The 16776-nt window shown below is 38.0% G+C and carries 9 protein-coding genes; 6 read left to right on the top strand and 3 right to left on the bottom strand.

Translation table 11 applies throughout. From position 1 onward, the window contains the following. The first annotated feature begins 51 nt into the window (after window positions 1-51). From BC008_RS42440 to BC008_RS42430, 3 genes are all read left to right on the top strand, one after another. Window positions 52-1305: a sigma-70 family RNA polymerase sigma factor gene (locus BC008_RS42440; RefSeq protein ID WP_027846424.1), complete on the top strand. Its 1254-nt coding sequence runs from the start codon at window positions 52-54 to the stop codon at window positions 1303-1305. 499 nt (window positions 1306-1804) lie between these two features. Further along, the gene (locus BC008_RS42435; protein WP_027846423.1) at window positions 1805-2983 is read left to right on the top strand and encodes a DUF1822 family protein; all 1179 of its coding nucleotides are present in this window, start codon (window positions 1805-1807) and stop codon (window positions 2981-2983) included. A 425-nt stretch (window positions 2984-3408) separates the two neighbouring features. Then, a complete protein-coding gene (locus tag BC008_RS42430) occupies window positions 3409-3873 on the top strand; it encodes a DUF4870 domain-containing protein (protein WP_027846422.1) in 465 nt (154 codons plus the stop codon). A 300-nt stretch (window positions 3874-4173) separates the two neighbouring features. Here BC008_RS42430 and BC008_RS42425 read toward each other — a convergent pair whose 3' ends face one another. Continuing rightward, on the bottom strand, window positions 4174-7920 hold the full coding sequence (locus BC008_RS42425; RefSeq protein ID WP_058184539.1) for an nSTAND1 domain-containing NTPase: 3747 nt from the start codon (window positions 7918-7920) through the stop codon (window positions 4174-4176). 1125 nt (window positions 7921-9045) lie between these two features. Then, complete coding sequence (gene corA, locus BC008_RS42420) at window positions 9046-10212, bottom strand: magnesium/cobalt transporter CorA (protein WP_027845593.1); 1167 nt, start codon at window positions 10210-10212, stop codon at window positions 9046-9048. Window positions 10213-10361: 149 nt separating this feature from the next. Between corA and BC008_RS42415 the strand changes: the two genes are divergently transcribed. The 3 genes from BC008_RS42415 to BC008_RS42400 all read left to right on the top strand — a co-directional run bounded on the left by BC008_RS42415 (window position 10362) and on the right by BC008_RS42400 (window position 15788). Continuing rightward, a complete protein-coding gene (locus BC008_RS42415) occupies window positions 10362-12059 on the top strand; it encodes a M14 family metallopeptidase (RefSeq protein WP_027845594.1) in 1698 nt (565 codons plus the stop codon). Between the two features lie 139 nt (window positions 12060-12198). After that, window positions 12199-12912 carry a glutathione S-transferase family protein gene (locus BC008_RS42410; RefSeq protein WP_027845595.1) on the top strand — a complete coding sequence of 238 codons (714 nt, stop codon included), beginning with the start codon at window positions 12199-12201 and terminating at the stop codon, window positions 12910-12912. A 743-nt stretch (window positions 12913-13655) separates the two neighbouring features. After that, window positions 13656-15788, top strand: coding sequence for a right-handed parallel beta-helix repeat-containing protein (locus BC008_RS42400; RefSeq protein ID WP_027845596.1), 2133 nt, complete (start codon window positions 13656-13658; stop codon window positions 15786-15788). Window positions 15789-16217: 429 nt separating this feature from the next. On the opposite strand, the gene BC008_RS42390 is transcribed toward BC008_RS42400, so the two are convergent. After that, window positions 16218-16776 (bottom strand): cellulose binding domain-containing protein (locus tag BC008_RS42390; protein ID WP_201026234.1); only part of this gene is annotated, 559 nt, incomplete at its 5' end.

The raw sequence follows: 16776 nt of genomic DNA, 5'->3' as shown, positions 1-16776 counted from the left end.
AGATTCTTATTGATTCTTGCTATTGTTCTTTAGATCGGCTTGCGTATTTTTATGCATCCTAGAAACAGTATTGTTAAAATTTTTTCTACTTTCTTACAATTTGATGCTGATTCTTTTAGCGGTTGGGCAACTGATGCTAGACTGCGTCGAAGTATACAAAATTGTATCGATAAAAATTCTCAGATTATAAATAGAAGTGACGAATTAGCCGAACAAGAAAATTTTTGGGCGAACTATTGGTATAAAATTTGGCTGAAAAAATCTGCAAGATTAGCACAATCCCATCTGAGTGCGTATTTACAAGAAACTTGTTACTGGATTGCTCATAAAACGGTTCAAAGTTTTGCTAGTAACCAATATAAACTTTCAGATTGCTTTCAAGTTGCGATCGCGAGTATTGATAAAGTGCTCAAGGGGTTTAATCCCGAGCGAAGTTCTGGTTTTAAAGCTTATGCGAAAGCGATTTTTAGTAGTGCGATTCGCGATACCCTACGTCAACGTCACGAAGTTGATATATGTTCTACTTGGGGATTACTGCGTAAAGTTAGTCAAAAACGTTTATCAGAGTCTTTAATCAATTCTGGTTTGTCACCAGAGGTAGTTAATAATTATATTATTGCTTGGAATAGTTTTAAAAAGTTATATGTTCCCCAACCGGGTAAACCTACCCGTCAGTTACAAAAACCAGATCCAGAAACTTTGAAAGCGATCGCTGAGAATTACAATTTACAGGTTCAATCTTTACAGGTTCAATCTTTACAGGTTCAATCTTTACAGACTCAAGCTTCACAGATCCAATCTCAGATCGACCCCCAAACTCTGGAAAATTGGTTGTTAAGGTCTGCTGTATCAGTTCGTAACTATCTTTATCCCAACATAACTTCCGCTAATACACCTACCGGTGAAGGAGATACAACTGAATACCTGGACTATATTCGAGATGAAAAGGATTCATTCATCAGTCAGATGATTGATAAAGAAGAAGAAGAAAACCGTAAATCTCAACAATCGGAAGTTAGTGGGGTTTTAAAAGCTGCTATTGAAAGTTTAAATCAGCAAACACAAGAAATATTAGTACTGTATTATTCCCAAGGATTAACCCAACAGCAAATTGCTCAAGAATTGCAAATTAAACAATACACTATCTCTCGCCGACTAACAAAAGCAAAGGAGGTATTAATACGTTCTTTAAGTCAATGGAGTCAAGAAAATTTGCATATTTCCGTTAATTCAGATCTATTGAAGACTAACAGTACAGTAATTGAGGAGTGGTTAGAACAACATTATCAGCAATCTCGTAATTAAATACTTATGGGAAAATTTGCATTGAAAAAAAATTGGGAAAATCTTGAAGAGATAATTGGAAACAATTATTTGAGAGAGGTATTCTGACTGACTAAGTTTCACTCGAAATTTTCCCTAAAATTCGGTTAAATCAAACATTTGGTTAAAATATTTTGTTAAAACATTCAACTAATATGTAGTGATGAATTTTCCCTAATATTTAGGAATCTTTCGCTGATTTTGCGATAACCATGCCTGTCTACGTTGCGCTTTGCTTAACTTTATACTTTTTGTTTTGTATGTTGTATGTGCATGAGTGATTATAGTCACATTATGCAAGGTAACATAAATTAAACTGGATTCCTATATGTCTAAAGTTCAGTTAAATGTGGATTTTAGAGAATTTAGATCGATTTTATATCAGCTTTATATCAGCAAAAAAATAAACATTTTCTGCTGGGGAAAAAATTTCCCTTGCGCATACTGAATAAGGGTTAAAACATCCCCGGGAGTACTAAAAATGATTACTAACTTAAATTTATTTAATTTTGCTCGCACGACGGAATTGATACTAGAAATACCGGAAAAGGTTAAAAATCCTGCAGATTTTACGAGTGGATTTTTTTCCAATCCTAATTCATGTTATCAAGCCTATATCAATAAGCTTTGCCTTGCAGCTGTATTACCTTGGATTCGGGAGGATATCAGCGTAAATGCAAAACCTTGTCCAAATACCAAAGCTTTGTCTAGTTTTTGGGAGGTGGTAAATGGAAGTGCGGTCGATCTATTGGACGGAACCAAGTTAATATTAGTTCCCACGGAAGCGATAGATTCTGAAGAAATACGCGTACCCCAAGAATGGATTGATATTCCTTCCTGGGTTGGGGATTATTATTTGGGTATCCAAGTTGAACCTGAAGCTAATTATGTCAGGGTTTGGGGCTATTGTACCCATGCTCAACTTAAAGATTGTGGTACTTACGATCCCAGCAGTCGTACTTATGCTGTAGATGATAAACAAATCATTGATGATATTAGTGCTTTGGCTACAGCTATAGAATTTTGTAGTGAGGAAAATACCCGTACAACGGTTGCTCCCGTACCTCATATGTCCGTACAACACGCACAAAATCTGATTGAGCGGTTGGGAGATTCTCAAATAATTGAACCCAGATTAGAAGTTCCATTTTCCATTTGGTCGGGATTAGTGGAACATGGTGGGTGGAGAAAAAGCTTGTACCATAGGCGTTTGGGCTGTCCCGAACCATACAGTGTTATGCGATGGTTGCAGGAGGGAATGTCTCAATTTGTGGAACAAATTGGTTGGCAAAGTTTTAATCTGGAACTAAGTGCAGCAACTGCGAGAAATATTGAAGAAACACCCGTACAAGTAGCATTTTCTCGTCAGTTAATAATTGCTGGTCAATCCTATGAATTGTGTGTGACCCCGAAAGGTGAATATACGGAAAATATCTGGCGTTTTGAGCTTCGTAATAATAACGTTGGTGCAGTAATTCCTGGTGGTTTTAAGTTAAGGTTACTCAGCGAAGATTTACAACCGTTTCCTAATAATGAAGATATCGCAACTACTGCTGTGGAACAATTATTTGTGGAAGTTGCTTTGGAAACCGGTGAAGGTATTGTGTGGGAAATTGAACCTTTACCTGAAAATTACGATTGCGAAATCCTGCGATTTTAACTTCAATTTCTATTTTCAGTTAGACTCTCAATGCTAAACCAATTTCAAAAAAATAATGCTACATGTGAGTTCTCTGTTTCCTGTTTTCTGCTCCCTGTTCTCTTTTATCGCGCTACGAAGGCACCTTGGGACATATATTAACCCGCTTAAGCCATATACACTAGGCTTTTTACTTTTAATTTTTTACTCGCGCGTAGCGCTATATATCGCAGCAATCTTAAAATAAATTGGTATTAATTAAAATTTCAATGTTAATTAAATTCTTGCTTTGAATTAAATATTTACTTGAAATTAAATATTTATCTAGAGTTTAATTCTCCCATTGATATGAATTTTTACTTTATATTTGGATTTGTATGTTTGGCTTTGATATATATATTTCGGTGGATACTTTTCTTATGCATCCACCTTAAGCTTAGGAAGCCATGAAACAAACGAGTCAACAACAAATGCGTGTATGGGGGATGTCATGTCATCTCTCGGCTGTAGGTGCATGGGTATTGATTATTTATTTGGTAATTATAGGTATTCCGTTATTTCTACCACTAAATATTATTGCCCCTTTAATTGTTTGGAAATATAAAAGAGCGCAATATCCTTGGATTGATTTTCAAGGTAAGGAATCGATAAATTTCCAAATGTCTTTGACTTTATATACTTTAATTTTTATTATTATTTCTTTGTGTATAGTTTTTATAACTGGTGGGTTAGCATTAATTAGTAATTCTATTATTTTATTAAAATTAGTACTAGATAGTTTATTAACGGGTTTATTTTTGTTAACTTTATTTGCTTTATTACTACAATTATTTGTCGTCAATTTTGCGGCGATGAAAGCTTATAAGGGGGAACATTATCGTTATCCTTTTACGATTAGGTTTTTGAGGTGAGGGTTGGGGATTGGCGATTGGGCATTGGGCATGGGGGATGGGGCATTGGTAAATTCTTACTTTTGACTTATGTCCTACGGACACGCTATAGCTAGAGCCTGCGGCGACGGCGGAGCCTCTAGCTGCGCTACCTACGGAGCCGCTACCTTACGGATCCGCTAATGACTTTTTACTGGCTTGTTCCTTGTCTCCGGCAAGGAACACAGTATTGGAGGCTCCGCCTCCGGTATAATTAAGAAGCGGAGGCTCTTGTTACCGGTTCCTAGGCTGAGCCTTGGAACAAAGTACACCCCTTACTCCTTACTTCTTACTCCTTCCTTCTTCCTTTAAACTTATCGCTTTTGCTTTTGACTCCGGATTAAAATCTAATTTCGGATTCCATTTTTTTGCTTGACGAAACTTCTCCACCGCATCTTCAAAATCACCATTTTTCGCTAAATCCTCACCTTGTCTTATAAAATTAGAAGCAACTGCGGCTAGTACTTGCGGAGTTTGACAAACCTTAAGCTCTTCAAGTTTATCTGGATAACTAACTAAATAACCTTCAAGCCTATTACAACCCCGCGTTAGTAAATTATCAAAATCCCAATTCCACAACTTCACTGTTTTATCCCATGAAGCGGAAGCAATAGTTTTTCCATCCGGGCTAAATCCCACGTGATAAACCGAGTTTTGATGTCCAGTTAAGGTGTGGAGTAATTTACCATTTGTGGACCACAACTTCACTGTTTTATCCCCTGAAGCGGAAGCAATAGTTTTTCCATCCGGGCTAAATCCCACCTGATAAACCCAGTCTTGATGTCCAGTTAAGGTGTGTTGTTCTAATTCAACAGAGTCATGAATAGCATTATGTAGGGCGATTTTAATTTGCTGTTGAGTATCTGTTGGTATCCGTGTCCTCCACCAGCTTTTTGCTAATAACTCATTACCTTTAATAGCTTCAATCAATGCATCTTCATAGTTTTTCAAGCCAAAAAGGTATTCCGATCTAGTGCTCAAACTATTAATTTCGCTGGCGATCGCGCTTGTTTTCGCTTCTACCCAATTCCAACCAGCAAACCCAGTAGCTAATGAAGCTGCTAGCAAACCACCAGAAAGCCATTTGATTGCGCGTTTTTGCAACCGTGTTTTTTCCTGTTGTTGACTAACTTTTTCTTGTTCTTTGCGATCGCGCTCTTGTAAACTCTCCCGAATAAACTTACTTTGAGAATCGCTCAAATACTCCCGATATTTCTCATCATTGAACCAACCTTCTGCTTCACCTAAATTTCCACCACTTAACAAATATTCCGAATCCCGCCCCTTATCTTCCCATTTAACTACTGTAAACTGTAAACGTTCTTGCCAAACCCGGAACTGACGATTACTTTTGATCCATTCCCGGAGCATTCCCCATTCTCGAATCAGCGCTTCATGGATAATTTCTACCGTCTTCTCTTGAGTGGTTTCATCCCAACCCGTTACCAGCAAACGTTGATTTGCGAAAAATTCTACCCAATCCCAATTTTCTTTCCCCACTTCAGCACGGGTTGCTTTGCGCTTGGTATCTTCCGTACCTTCCCCTGGACTAACCAACTGAATAAATATCCGTTCAGCTTTTTCTTTATTGCGAGCAGATAAGGGACTTAATATTGAATCTGCATATTTTGCTAAAGCTTGTTTTAAACCACCAATTTCTTTATAAGCTTGGTGGTTAAGATACCATTTATCGTGTTTTTCCCACAGTTGGAATAAGGTAAACTCTAATAAAGGTAAACTTCCCGCTTGATTTCCAAGTTCGTCAATTAATTTATCTGTTAAACCCGGTTCTAACTCCACCTTCATCTTTGCTGCTGGTTGTTCGATCGCAGCACGCAATTCTGATTGATTCATGGGAGAGGAATTATAAATTCCCTGCTGTAAAAGATCGCTAAAATCACGGTTAGAAATCGCGTGTCCATAAAAATCAGCCCGTAGAGTCAGTACTAAACTAAAATTTGGTGCGGATTTGACCGCGTGGAGCAATAAATTTAAGAAGGGTTGCTGTTGTGATTCCGGGGTTAAGGTGTAAAGTTCTTCAAATTGATCTGCGATTAATATAAACCTTTGGGATGATGTTTGTCCTTTATACATCCCCGCAACAGAATTATCATCCCCCGTAGAGACGTTGCATGCAACGTCTCTACATGATTGTGATGCATTTGTAGATGATTTTGGGGGAATTTCGCTAGAAGCAACAATATTTTCAATTAACCGACATAAAGCTTGCTTGTCATGAAGCAAGTTTATTTGTGTAGGAATTGCGCACTCGTTACTAGTTTCTAATGGTTGGGGATTGCTTCCTTGCGTCGCAATGACAGATGGGTTGGGATTGCTTTGTTGATTCGCAATGACAGGTGGATTGAGATTGTTTCCTTTCGTCCCAATAACGGTTGTGTTGGAATTGTTTCCCCTTATCCCAATGACAGGTGGATTGAGATTGTTTCCCCTTGTCCCAATAACAGGTGGGTTGGGATTGCTTTCTTGCGTCCCAATGACAGATTGAATATGGGAACTCAAAGCAACAGCTAAAGCATCAAAAGGATTATTCCCCGGACGAAAAGACACAATTTGTATACCATCTTCCCGTAACCGAGGAACCAACCCCGCAAACACCACCGAAGATTTTCCGCTTCCAGAAGCACCAACCACCGGAACCAAAGGTTTACTTTTTGCTGCTTCGAATAAATCTGCAATAAACTTCTCTCTTCCAAAAAAGTATTCTGCATCTTCTTCTTGGAATGCAGATAATCCCTTATAAGGAGAATGAGGAAGTTTACCTGTGAGTCCTCCTAAATCTTTCCAAGTCGGAGGTGGAACGCTAGTATTTTTACAGATTATTGGTAACCAGTTTAATCCTGGTATTTGCTTTTCCCTTTCTTCTTGAGATGTTAATTCTACAAGCTTAAGTCTTGCATTTCGCACCGAGGTAAATAAAGATTCCCCCTGAGCATAAGAACTAAGAAAATATTCAATAAACCCGATCGCGGTTTTATCTGGTACCGGTTCGCGCCAAACTATGATGTAGGGTAAATGCAAATCTGCTAATTGTTTTGCTAAACCCAAACCGTCACAGGAATTAAATATTGCTAACTTTAAACCTTTTTTAACAGCTTCCCCTAAGGTATTTCTGATTTCCTGCAAACTTAAATTATCAGTAGAATTAATTTGCAGCGATCCAACAGTCCCATCTTCAAAAGTTTCGCTATGACCGCTATAAAATAAGATATTGCAAGGTTCATCCCATAACTTGCTAAAATCTTGGCGTTGTGGTTGCTCCAGATTAATTAACTCTGCTCCGCGCTTCTCTAGCTTTGCAATTAATTCTTTATCCCTTTTAACGTTTATATCCTTACTATCACCAAAAATACTTGTAATTCTAACCCTTCTAAATATCCCATCATCCTTAACTTTTGGCGCAGGGGAATTGGATTCACTCAAACACAAAATAACTTCTAGACCCGAACATTCTTGAAAATAATCCCATTCCCGCCAAGGCAAACGATGTAAAATATCCTTCGTTTGCTGCAATGTAATATTTTGAGTATGAATCTCCAACAAAATTTGAGAATTTGGATCTAACTCCAATCGTGCTTCCAATTTGGACTTTACTTTTTCCAACCACTGATTAACCTCAGTGCGTAACTCTGAAGCATAGCGTTCTGCTTTTTGCAGCAGCGCTTCGCTATCGCACTCTTGCTTAGACTTTTCAAATTCCTGCTTTTGCTTCTCAGGTGACCAATTAGTCGCTATATTTTTATTGAAACCTCTGGTGATATTCTCATGTTCTAGATCTAAACTTGTAGCGACAGATCTAGGAATTAAAATTCTAATTCCAAGATTTTTAAATAAATTAATATATTTTTTTTGCCAATTTTGATATGACTTACGAATTTCAGGTGCAGGAGGTAATTGAATTTCTATTTCTTGAGAGTGCTGACTACCAACTTTACTTGTGAATATAGAGATTTCAGGAAATCCATTAGTAAAGTCACCATCGCCAAACTTTAAACTTACCAGTACCTGCATGAATACCGTTCCTAACTCTCACAAACTACCTTGGTGTTTTTGACCCTTTGATATAAATACATTTGCTGTTTTTTGTTTTACATAATTCTATTATTCATTCCTTGTTATTCGAGTTAAAGATTTATCTTTTGAAATAAAATATTTTAGAAAATAAATCTGCAGACAGATGAATTAAATTTAGAATGCATTAATGGACTAACAAGCAAAAATAGATATTCAATAACTCACAACTATTTATAGGTACGAAGAGAATTTACTGATGCAAGATAAACACGATCAAAACCAACGCGATCAAGACTAAACACGATCAAGACTAAATAATAAGGGCGCAATGCCTTGCACCCCTACCAAATTATTATTAGTAATAATATTTTTCCAATTGCAATGCACTTTTTAATTGCAACTAAAAATTGTATATCACAAAATTGTTTTAGCGTGATATACTAATTTTATTCATACAAACCCATCCCCGTATTTAATGCTTTCACGGGGCTTTTTCTTGTCAGATCACATATTTGAGCAAGTCTTTTAGTTGATAACAAAATCCTGCAAAAACATGCGATCGCATCATACACAAGAAATTTTATGAGTTATGAATTATTAAAATCATAACTTTTTCTATTTGCTGCTAGCGAATAAAGATGTTCGTAAATGCTTCAAGATGAATGCATTACCACTATACTTATGATGACAAATCTAATGATAAATCTCACGTATAGCGTTAACCTTAAACCTAGCGCACTTTTAGTGTAGCACAATAATCAAAGTCAAAAGTACTTAAACCCCATATGGCGCTGTCGCGTCACGCAATACCTAGAGCCTGCGGCGACGGCAGATCCAAAGGTAACGTAGTTATAGCCTCTAGCTGCGCTACCTTGCGGATCCGGTACGCTTACGCTAGGCGCTAACGCTAATCCCCAGTCAAAAATCAATCGCTATATGGGTAACGCCACGCCCCAAAGGACTACAATTATCAGTTGTAACCGATAAAATTACTCCTAACTCCTGACTTCTTACTCATTACTCCTGACTCCTGACTCCTGACTCCTGACTCCTGACTTCTTACTCATTACTCATTACTCATTACTTATTACTTATTACTCATTACTCCTGACTCCCTACCCCTCACCCATCCCGCTTAACTTCTGAAACATTGTTAAACCAACCTTTGCGCCAGAAGAAGATAATCAAACTCGAAGCTACAATAATCATAATTGCCCAACAAACAGGATAACCCCAATACCAATTCAGTTCTGGCATATTAAATGGTGAAGCCTGGGGATTAAAGTTCATTCCATACACCCCAGCAATAAAGGTTAAGGGAATAAAAATTGTGGAGATCACAGTTAACAACTTCATGATTTCGTTCATTTTGTTGCTCAGAGCAGATAGGTACACATCCATCAAACCTGTTGTTAATTCCCTGTATGTCTCCACTACGTCGATAATCTGGACAGTATGGTCGTAACAATCTCGTAGATAAACGATTACGTCTTCACTTAATAAAGGACTTTTGTCTCTGATTAAAGCATTAATTGCATCCCGTTGGGGCCATATTGCACGACGCAATGTAAGTAAATCTCGTTTAACTTGATAGATTTTCCCTAAGGTTTGTTCGTTGGGTTTATGTACTACTTCATCTTCTAAATCTTCAATTCGTTCGCCAAAATCTTCTAATACTGGGAAAAAACCATCAATGATTGCATCCCACAACGCATATGCTAAAAAATCCGGTCCCCGTTGACGAATTGAACCTTTGTTTCCCCTTAGGCGATCGCGAACCGGATTGAAACAGTCCATGCTTGATTCTTCTTGCAATGTGAGTAAATAATGTTCACCCAAAATCAAGCTCACTTGTTCGCTACGAAATCCTTTTCCATCTGAATCGGGTATAACCATTCTGGTAATAATTACCAACTGATTTTTGTAGTCTTCTATTTTGGGACGCTGGGGAATGTTGACTACATCTTCTAAAACTAGTTGATGTAAGTTAAAAACTTGACCTAACTTTATTAATATATCCTCGCTGCCTAAGCCCCTAACATCTACCCAAGATACTGATTCTGTATCCAAGTAATACACGCATTGCTCTGGTGATATTTGCTGCACTCGGACAGCATTTTCTTGGTTGTAATCAATTAAAACTAACTCTGATGGTGCTGCATCTGGATCGATGTCTAGGGTTCCTGGGACGCTACCAGGTTCGCCATAATAGTAGGGAAATAAATCTTCTTCTAATTTTTCCTCGTTTTGTGGTGGTTTATTTGGTAGCTGTAATCGTTTTTCGTTCACTTAAATTGTCCCAAACTACTAATTTTTGTTAACTTTTGTTTGTTTATAATTTCGACTCCTTGCAATTCAAAGCTTATTTATCGAACTCTATTTTAAACTTATTGGGTATTTGGGAAAAATTCTAGAGACGCATCATATTTGCAGTCATCATGAAGGTAAATAAATTTGACTTCAGTCACTACTATACTTACGCTGAACTGGTAGATTACCTTACTCAGATGGCGGAGGATTATCCGAAGTTAATCGATTTACAAGTACTGGGTAAGAGTTATGCTGGACGGGATATTTGGCTTGTTACCCTCACTAATCAAGTAACTGGAAGTCCCCTTACTAAACCGGGTTACTGGATTGACGCTAATACCCATGCTGCGGAAGTCACTGGCTCGGCTGTTGCTTGCTATACTATCTATTACCTATTGACCCAATACCACCGAGATCCTCAAGCAACTAATCTTCTCGATAATTATACTGTCTATGTATTACCCCGTTTGGCAATTGATGGGGCGGAAAAATACCTAACTACTCCTTACTGGTTGCGTTCTAGTGTCCGTCCTTATCCCTACCCTGAAAAGCAAGATGGGCTCCATTGGGAAGATATTAATGGAGATGGATTAATCTTATTGATGCGAATTCAGGATGAATGTGGTGCTTGGAAGGTCTCGGAAGAAGACCCGCGTTTAATGGTCGATCGCGAACCGGAAGAATTTGGTGGTACTTACTATACTTTACTACCGGAGGGATTCATTCATAATTATGATGGTAAGAATATCAAGGTAGCTCCCCGGTTAGAAGGTATGGATTTTAACCGCAATTACCCCTACCTCTGGATGCCAGAAGGGGTGCAAAAAGGTGCAGGAGATTTGCCTTTGTCTGAGTCAGAAACCCGTTCTGAAGCTGAGTTTTGGCAGTCCCATCGTAATATTAATGGTTTTATTAGTTACCACACTCACTGTGCTTTAATTTTGCGTCCCTATAGTACCCACCCCGACGAGCATTTCCCGGTTGAGGATTTGGAAATTTATAAATTGATTGGGGAAAAAGGAAGCAAACTAACTGGTTATGAATGCGTTTCTGTATACCACGACTTTCGTCGTCATCCTCAACAAGTAACTAACGGGGGAATGGATGACTATGGTTACGACCACTTCGGCTGGTTCGGTTTTACCATCGAACTGTGGGATGCACCGACCGCAGCTGGGGTAAATAAAGGAAAACACATTGACTGGAGTCGCCGACATCCGGTAGCAGATGACCTAAAATTGTTGCAGTGGAACGATCAAAAGCTTGCGGGTAAAGGGTTTATCAACTGGGAGCCTTTTAATCATCCTCAATTAGGAGAAGTGGAAATTGGCGGTTGGGACGACAAACTGGTATGGGATAACGCACCACCGGAATATTTACCCGATATATGCAATCGACAATGTCGTTTTGCGATTGCTCATGCTTTAATGTCTCCCCGTTTGGTGTTGGGTCGTGCTGATGCGATCTACCAAGGAAGTGATATTTATCATGTCATGATTCAATTGGAAAACCAAGGTTTTTTACCGACCTACACTAGTCAAAAAGCTTTAGAACGAGGAGCAGTGAAACCGATTGAAGTTAATCTATCTTTACCTTCTGGGGTGAGTCTAGTTAGCGGTCAACTCAAACAAAATATTAACCATCTGGAAGGACGTTCTAACAAGGTGACAAAGCTTTGGGCTAAGCAGGGTACTGACTACCGTTGTCATGTCGAGTGGGTAATTAAGGGAGCATCGGGTAGTGAAATTGAGATTACTGCTGTGGGGGAGCGATCGGGAATGGTTTCTTGTCGTTTGCGGCTTGAACCATCTAAGGTGAAGTTATAAAACACTTATAAAACACTTGGGAAGTATGAAACTCAGACCTTTTCAGAACCGTTAATTAAACCTTGAGAAATAAAGAAAGTTACTACTCACTGTTATTATATGGGGTTGTTGTCAAGCATAAAATTAGTCGATTGAAATTATGAATAATCCTATTTTGTTTTATTACAATGACGGAAAAGGTAGAGCAGAGCTTTCACGTCTTATCTTTATTTATGGTGATATTTCTTTTGAAGATAAAGGAATTTCTTTTCAGGAATACTTTCAGATGCGGGACAGTGGACAATTACCGTTTGAACAGCTGCCTATTTTACAAGTTGACGGGACAACGATAAGTCAATCATGTGCTATTGCTCGCTATGCTGCCAAAAAAGCTGGCTTATATCCTAATGATAATGTACAAGCAGCTCAAACAGATATGATAGTTGATGCCTGGAGAGACATACTAGATATTTTTTATGGGTGTTATGTAGATCGAGTTGTGGATAATGGTCGGTTAGTCATGAAAATGAGGGAACCAAAAGTGAAGCTAGAGAAACTCAATGAGTTTTTCGACACAACTTGGTCAATGCATTTGAGAAGATTTGAGAAAATGATTTCATCTTCCTCTAATTCTCCATTTCTTGTGGGAGACTCTTTGACTTGGGCTGATTTAGCATTGTTCGATCTTCTATGTACTTTTGATGAAAATGCTAACTTATGGAAGACTGAATCTACATTTTTCTATATACCAGATCCCTATGGACCTTATCGACCTTCTGCCGAAATACTTAAATTACCATTAGTTAATGAGTTGTCAAAAATAATCAAACAAACACCAAGTATTAAGACTTGGCTTACTTCTCATCCATATTGAAAAATTAGTGACAGATTTTTGTGAAATCAATATTATTGCTGTGGAGAAGTGATCGAGCACAGTTTTTTGCTGTTAGAGCCTTGATTTACCTGGTACCTAAGCACATATACTTTCAATGATATTCGGTTTGCCATAGTACTTACCTTTGATTATTAATTTATACTCTCGGCAGCTTGCATTGTAAGCTTAAAACCCCAAAATTATTTCAAAATAAAACTGAGTTATTGTAGTTTGTCCCGACTTTGTCACTTTTTATTTTGTAATGTATATATTAAGTGGTCGAAAACTTAGTTTTGAGATTTAAAGTGTACGAAATAAAGATTATTGATTGAATACAAGATAGGTTTGGAGAACTAGCATCTTAATCTCTCTAAATTTGTTTGATTCTAAGCTTGTGATTCTCAAAATCTATGCTACTCAAATCTAAGATTTATCCAGTTGTTATGTTGGCAAAACCAAAATCAAAGGTAATTGTTTCTAATCATTTGGGATTGTTACTACTTCGCATAGATATACTACCTAATGTCATAGTCTCTCAGATCCTACAAACAACTGTTAAGTTTAAGGTTTTCATGAGTGTAATTACTTGATTACAATGTTATTTTTCAGACTAGTTAACCTATATTTATGCTTCTAGATAGATCTAAGGCTTGTATCTAATTGATTTTTTACTGAATTACACTCGAAGGTAAATACATTTACGGAATTATTAATTTTTTTGGTGTTGACAAGGAGATTGAAAAATGGCGGTAAATATTCGAGAAGTCAAAGAAGCGGGAATATCGCAGCGAGCCGTAGATTATATATATAACGTTATAGATCCAGAGCAAAAGAAGTCTGTTATAGAGGACGAAACCTTTAAAGATACCATCAACGCCATCAAAGCAACAGATTCAGTACCAAAAAATGCAATCGAAATAACAAGAGCAGATAATAATTCGATTTCTCAAATTGAAAATGGCAAAGGAAAAACCTTTGTTCTGCGAGGAAATCTCAATTTTGGTCGAACCCTCAATATACCCAGCGATACTACCATTTATGTTGATGGTACCATTACCAGAAATGGTAACCACAGTGCGGATTCCTACGATGATGAAAATACAGGAAATTCTGTAGATGCTGTATTTCGAGTAGATGACAAATCTAACGTTAAACTTATTGGTGTTAATAATGCCAAATTACGTAGTAATCAGCGAGGTACAGGTGTCTATATAGAAGGCTCTGACAACGTCGAAGTACGCGGTTTTGATATCGGTAATGTGTGGGAAGGTGTGGTATCTCACTGGGGTAATAGTGATGTAAAAATTCTCAACAACTACATTCACGATACTGGTAAGCGTGCCATTTGGAGTTTAGGTTCAGAGCGGACTCAAGCTGCTCATAATTTTATTGAGAACGCTGGTGGAGATGGTTTTGATTGGGATGCATACTCAACAGGTAGCCTTGCTTATGAAAATGTAGTTGTCGGTTGGCGACGTTGGGCTGGGTTTGTAGAAGAGGGAGCACAGAACAGCTACTTTGCGAAAAACATCGGGGTTATGGCAGAGTTTGAGTATAAGCATCCCGATCCTAACAAGATACCCGATAAGGGATATACGATGGGTTGGGCGGATAATGGTACTACAGCAAAGATTTCCCGTCTAACTCAGAATAATTACTTCATTGGTAATTCGATGTTTAAACCTTCAAGCTACAACCGAAAAGCCAGTGGTGGGGGTTATTTCGCCAAAAGAAATCAAAAAGGTAAGGGACAAACATATTTCTGGGGTAATACTGGGAATGTAGGATTTGCAAACAATGGTAATGGTAATATCCCTGATACAAACGAAAATCCTAAAGATACTTGGTACAAAGCGAATATAGAGCCCACCGTTGCTCCCGGACAAAGTACCCTTGACAAATTTGAAGCTTTATTTCCTACAGTTCCTGGGAGTGTACCTGGAAATAATGGAGGTCAAACTCCTACTAATCCTAAACCTCCTACCGGTAGCAACCCTATGGTAATTCAAGCAGAAGATATGCAACTCGGGGGAGAATATCGAGTTGAGAAAATTGGTGCTGCTTCTGGAGGAGAAGTTATAAGCTTACGCGGTGGAAATAATAATGATAGCGGTACCGCAAGCTTTAACTTTACAGGAGGCACAGGAATATATAACGTCAAAATTAACTACTTCGATGAAAATGATGGCGTTGCTCAATTAAAACTAAACAAAGGAAATCAGCAGCTAACATCTTTTAAGTTGGACAAGCAACTAGGCAGTCCTGCTGCCAACCAACAAACCATGACTTCTATGGAAATTAAAAATGTTTCCATATCATCTGGCGATCGCTTCCAAATTGAAGGAATCGAACAAGGTTCTCCTCAAACTGCAGAGCATGCAAGAGTTGATTCTGTCGAATTTATTCGTACTGCTACAAATCCTAAACCTCTCAAACCTGTGTTCCTTGAAGCAGAGGATATGCAGCTTGGGGGAGAATATCGAGTTGAAAAAATTGGTGCTGCGTCTGGAGGAGAAGTTATAAGCTTACGCGGTGGAAATAATAATGATAGCGGTACCGCAAGCTTTGATTTTACAGGAAGTACGGGTACCTACGACCTCAAGATTAATTATTTTGATGAGAACGATGGTGTCGGTCAACTGAAAATAGACCAAGGAAGCGATCGACTAATATCTTTCCAGCTAAATAAGGATTTAGGTAGTCCCTTGGCTAACGAACAAACCATGACATCCATGGAAATTTCAGATATTTTTGTATCTAAAGGTGATAATTTCCGGATTGAAGGAATCGAACAAGGTTTACTCAATACTGCCGAACATGTGAGAATTGATTCCATTCAATTTATCCCCACTGATTCTAGTTCTACTCTCATTTGAGAATGAACCGAAAAATATCCTGATCGCAGTTAGTGAGAAAAATAAATTTAAACTAGCCTAATACCAATTTGGAAAAATAATCAGACAGATAGATTTCTTAGGAGACGTTCCAATGATTTATCGAATTGGTATTAGCTCCAGTTTTGGCTATAAGTGTATAACTCCCTATCTAACTAATCTCTATAGTTTTCTGATTATGCTCTACAGCAAATTTGGTAAGACCATCATTGTTGATTGTGCAGAAAACTTAATTGTTTTGGAAGTTAATACTAGAACCTATCCCACTATTCTAAAAATGCTTATTTGTGTGAGTGAAATTTGCCTGAAAAGCTTTATTTCTTCATTTTTAGCTTTTAAAACATTTAAGCTTTTTAGCAAAAATCTTACTAGTGGGATAAGTTCCAAAATCCATAAAGTTTAAAACATGGATTAAATAATACTACTGCTTGCAGCTAAGGTCTGGTCTACTGCTCCGATCGCGACATCATTTAGCTCCACATTACTCAAAGTCAGTGCCGTATTATCAGAATTACTACCATTAAAGCCAAGTTCGATCGAACTTCCTGGCGCAAGAGATCCATTCCAGTCAGCATTACTAATTTCATAACGGTTCCCTTCGTGGCTCAGAATCTCAGCACCCCAGATGTTTTTCATTTCAAAAGGAGCATCAAATTCTAGCTTCCAACCATTGATAGCCTTATCACCGGTATTAGTAATTTCCAGATTTCCCGTAAAGCCATTTTTCCATTCACTTTTCACGGAAAAATCTACATCACCAATGAGCGGGTCGTGACCTGTGTCATCGCCATTACCGCCACCATTATCGCCGCTACTACTACCCCCTGATGAATCAGTTGTTGGTGTTGAATTTGGTTGTGAGTATCCAGTATGGTTGTTATCGAGTGCGTAAAAAGTAGCTTGAGCATAGTCCTTTGAATCGCCCGTATTATTTTGGTTGTACACGCCTGCTTTAAAGTACATGTACTGA

Source organism: Mastigocoleus testarum BC008 (assembly GCF_001456025.1).
GTDB classification, from domain to species: domain Bacteria; phylum Cyanobacteriota; class Cyanobacteriia; order Cyanobacteriales; family Nostocaceae; genus Mastigocoleus; species Mastigocoleus testarum.
This window is presented reverse-complemented; position numbering and strand designations above follow the sequence as displayed.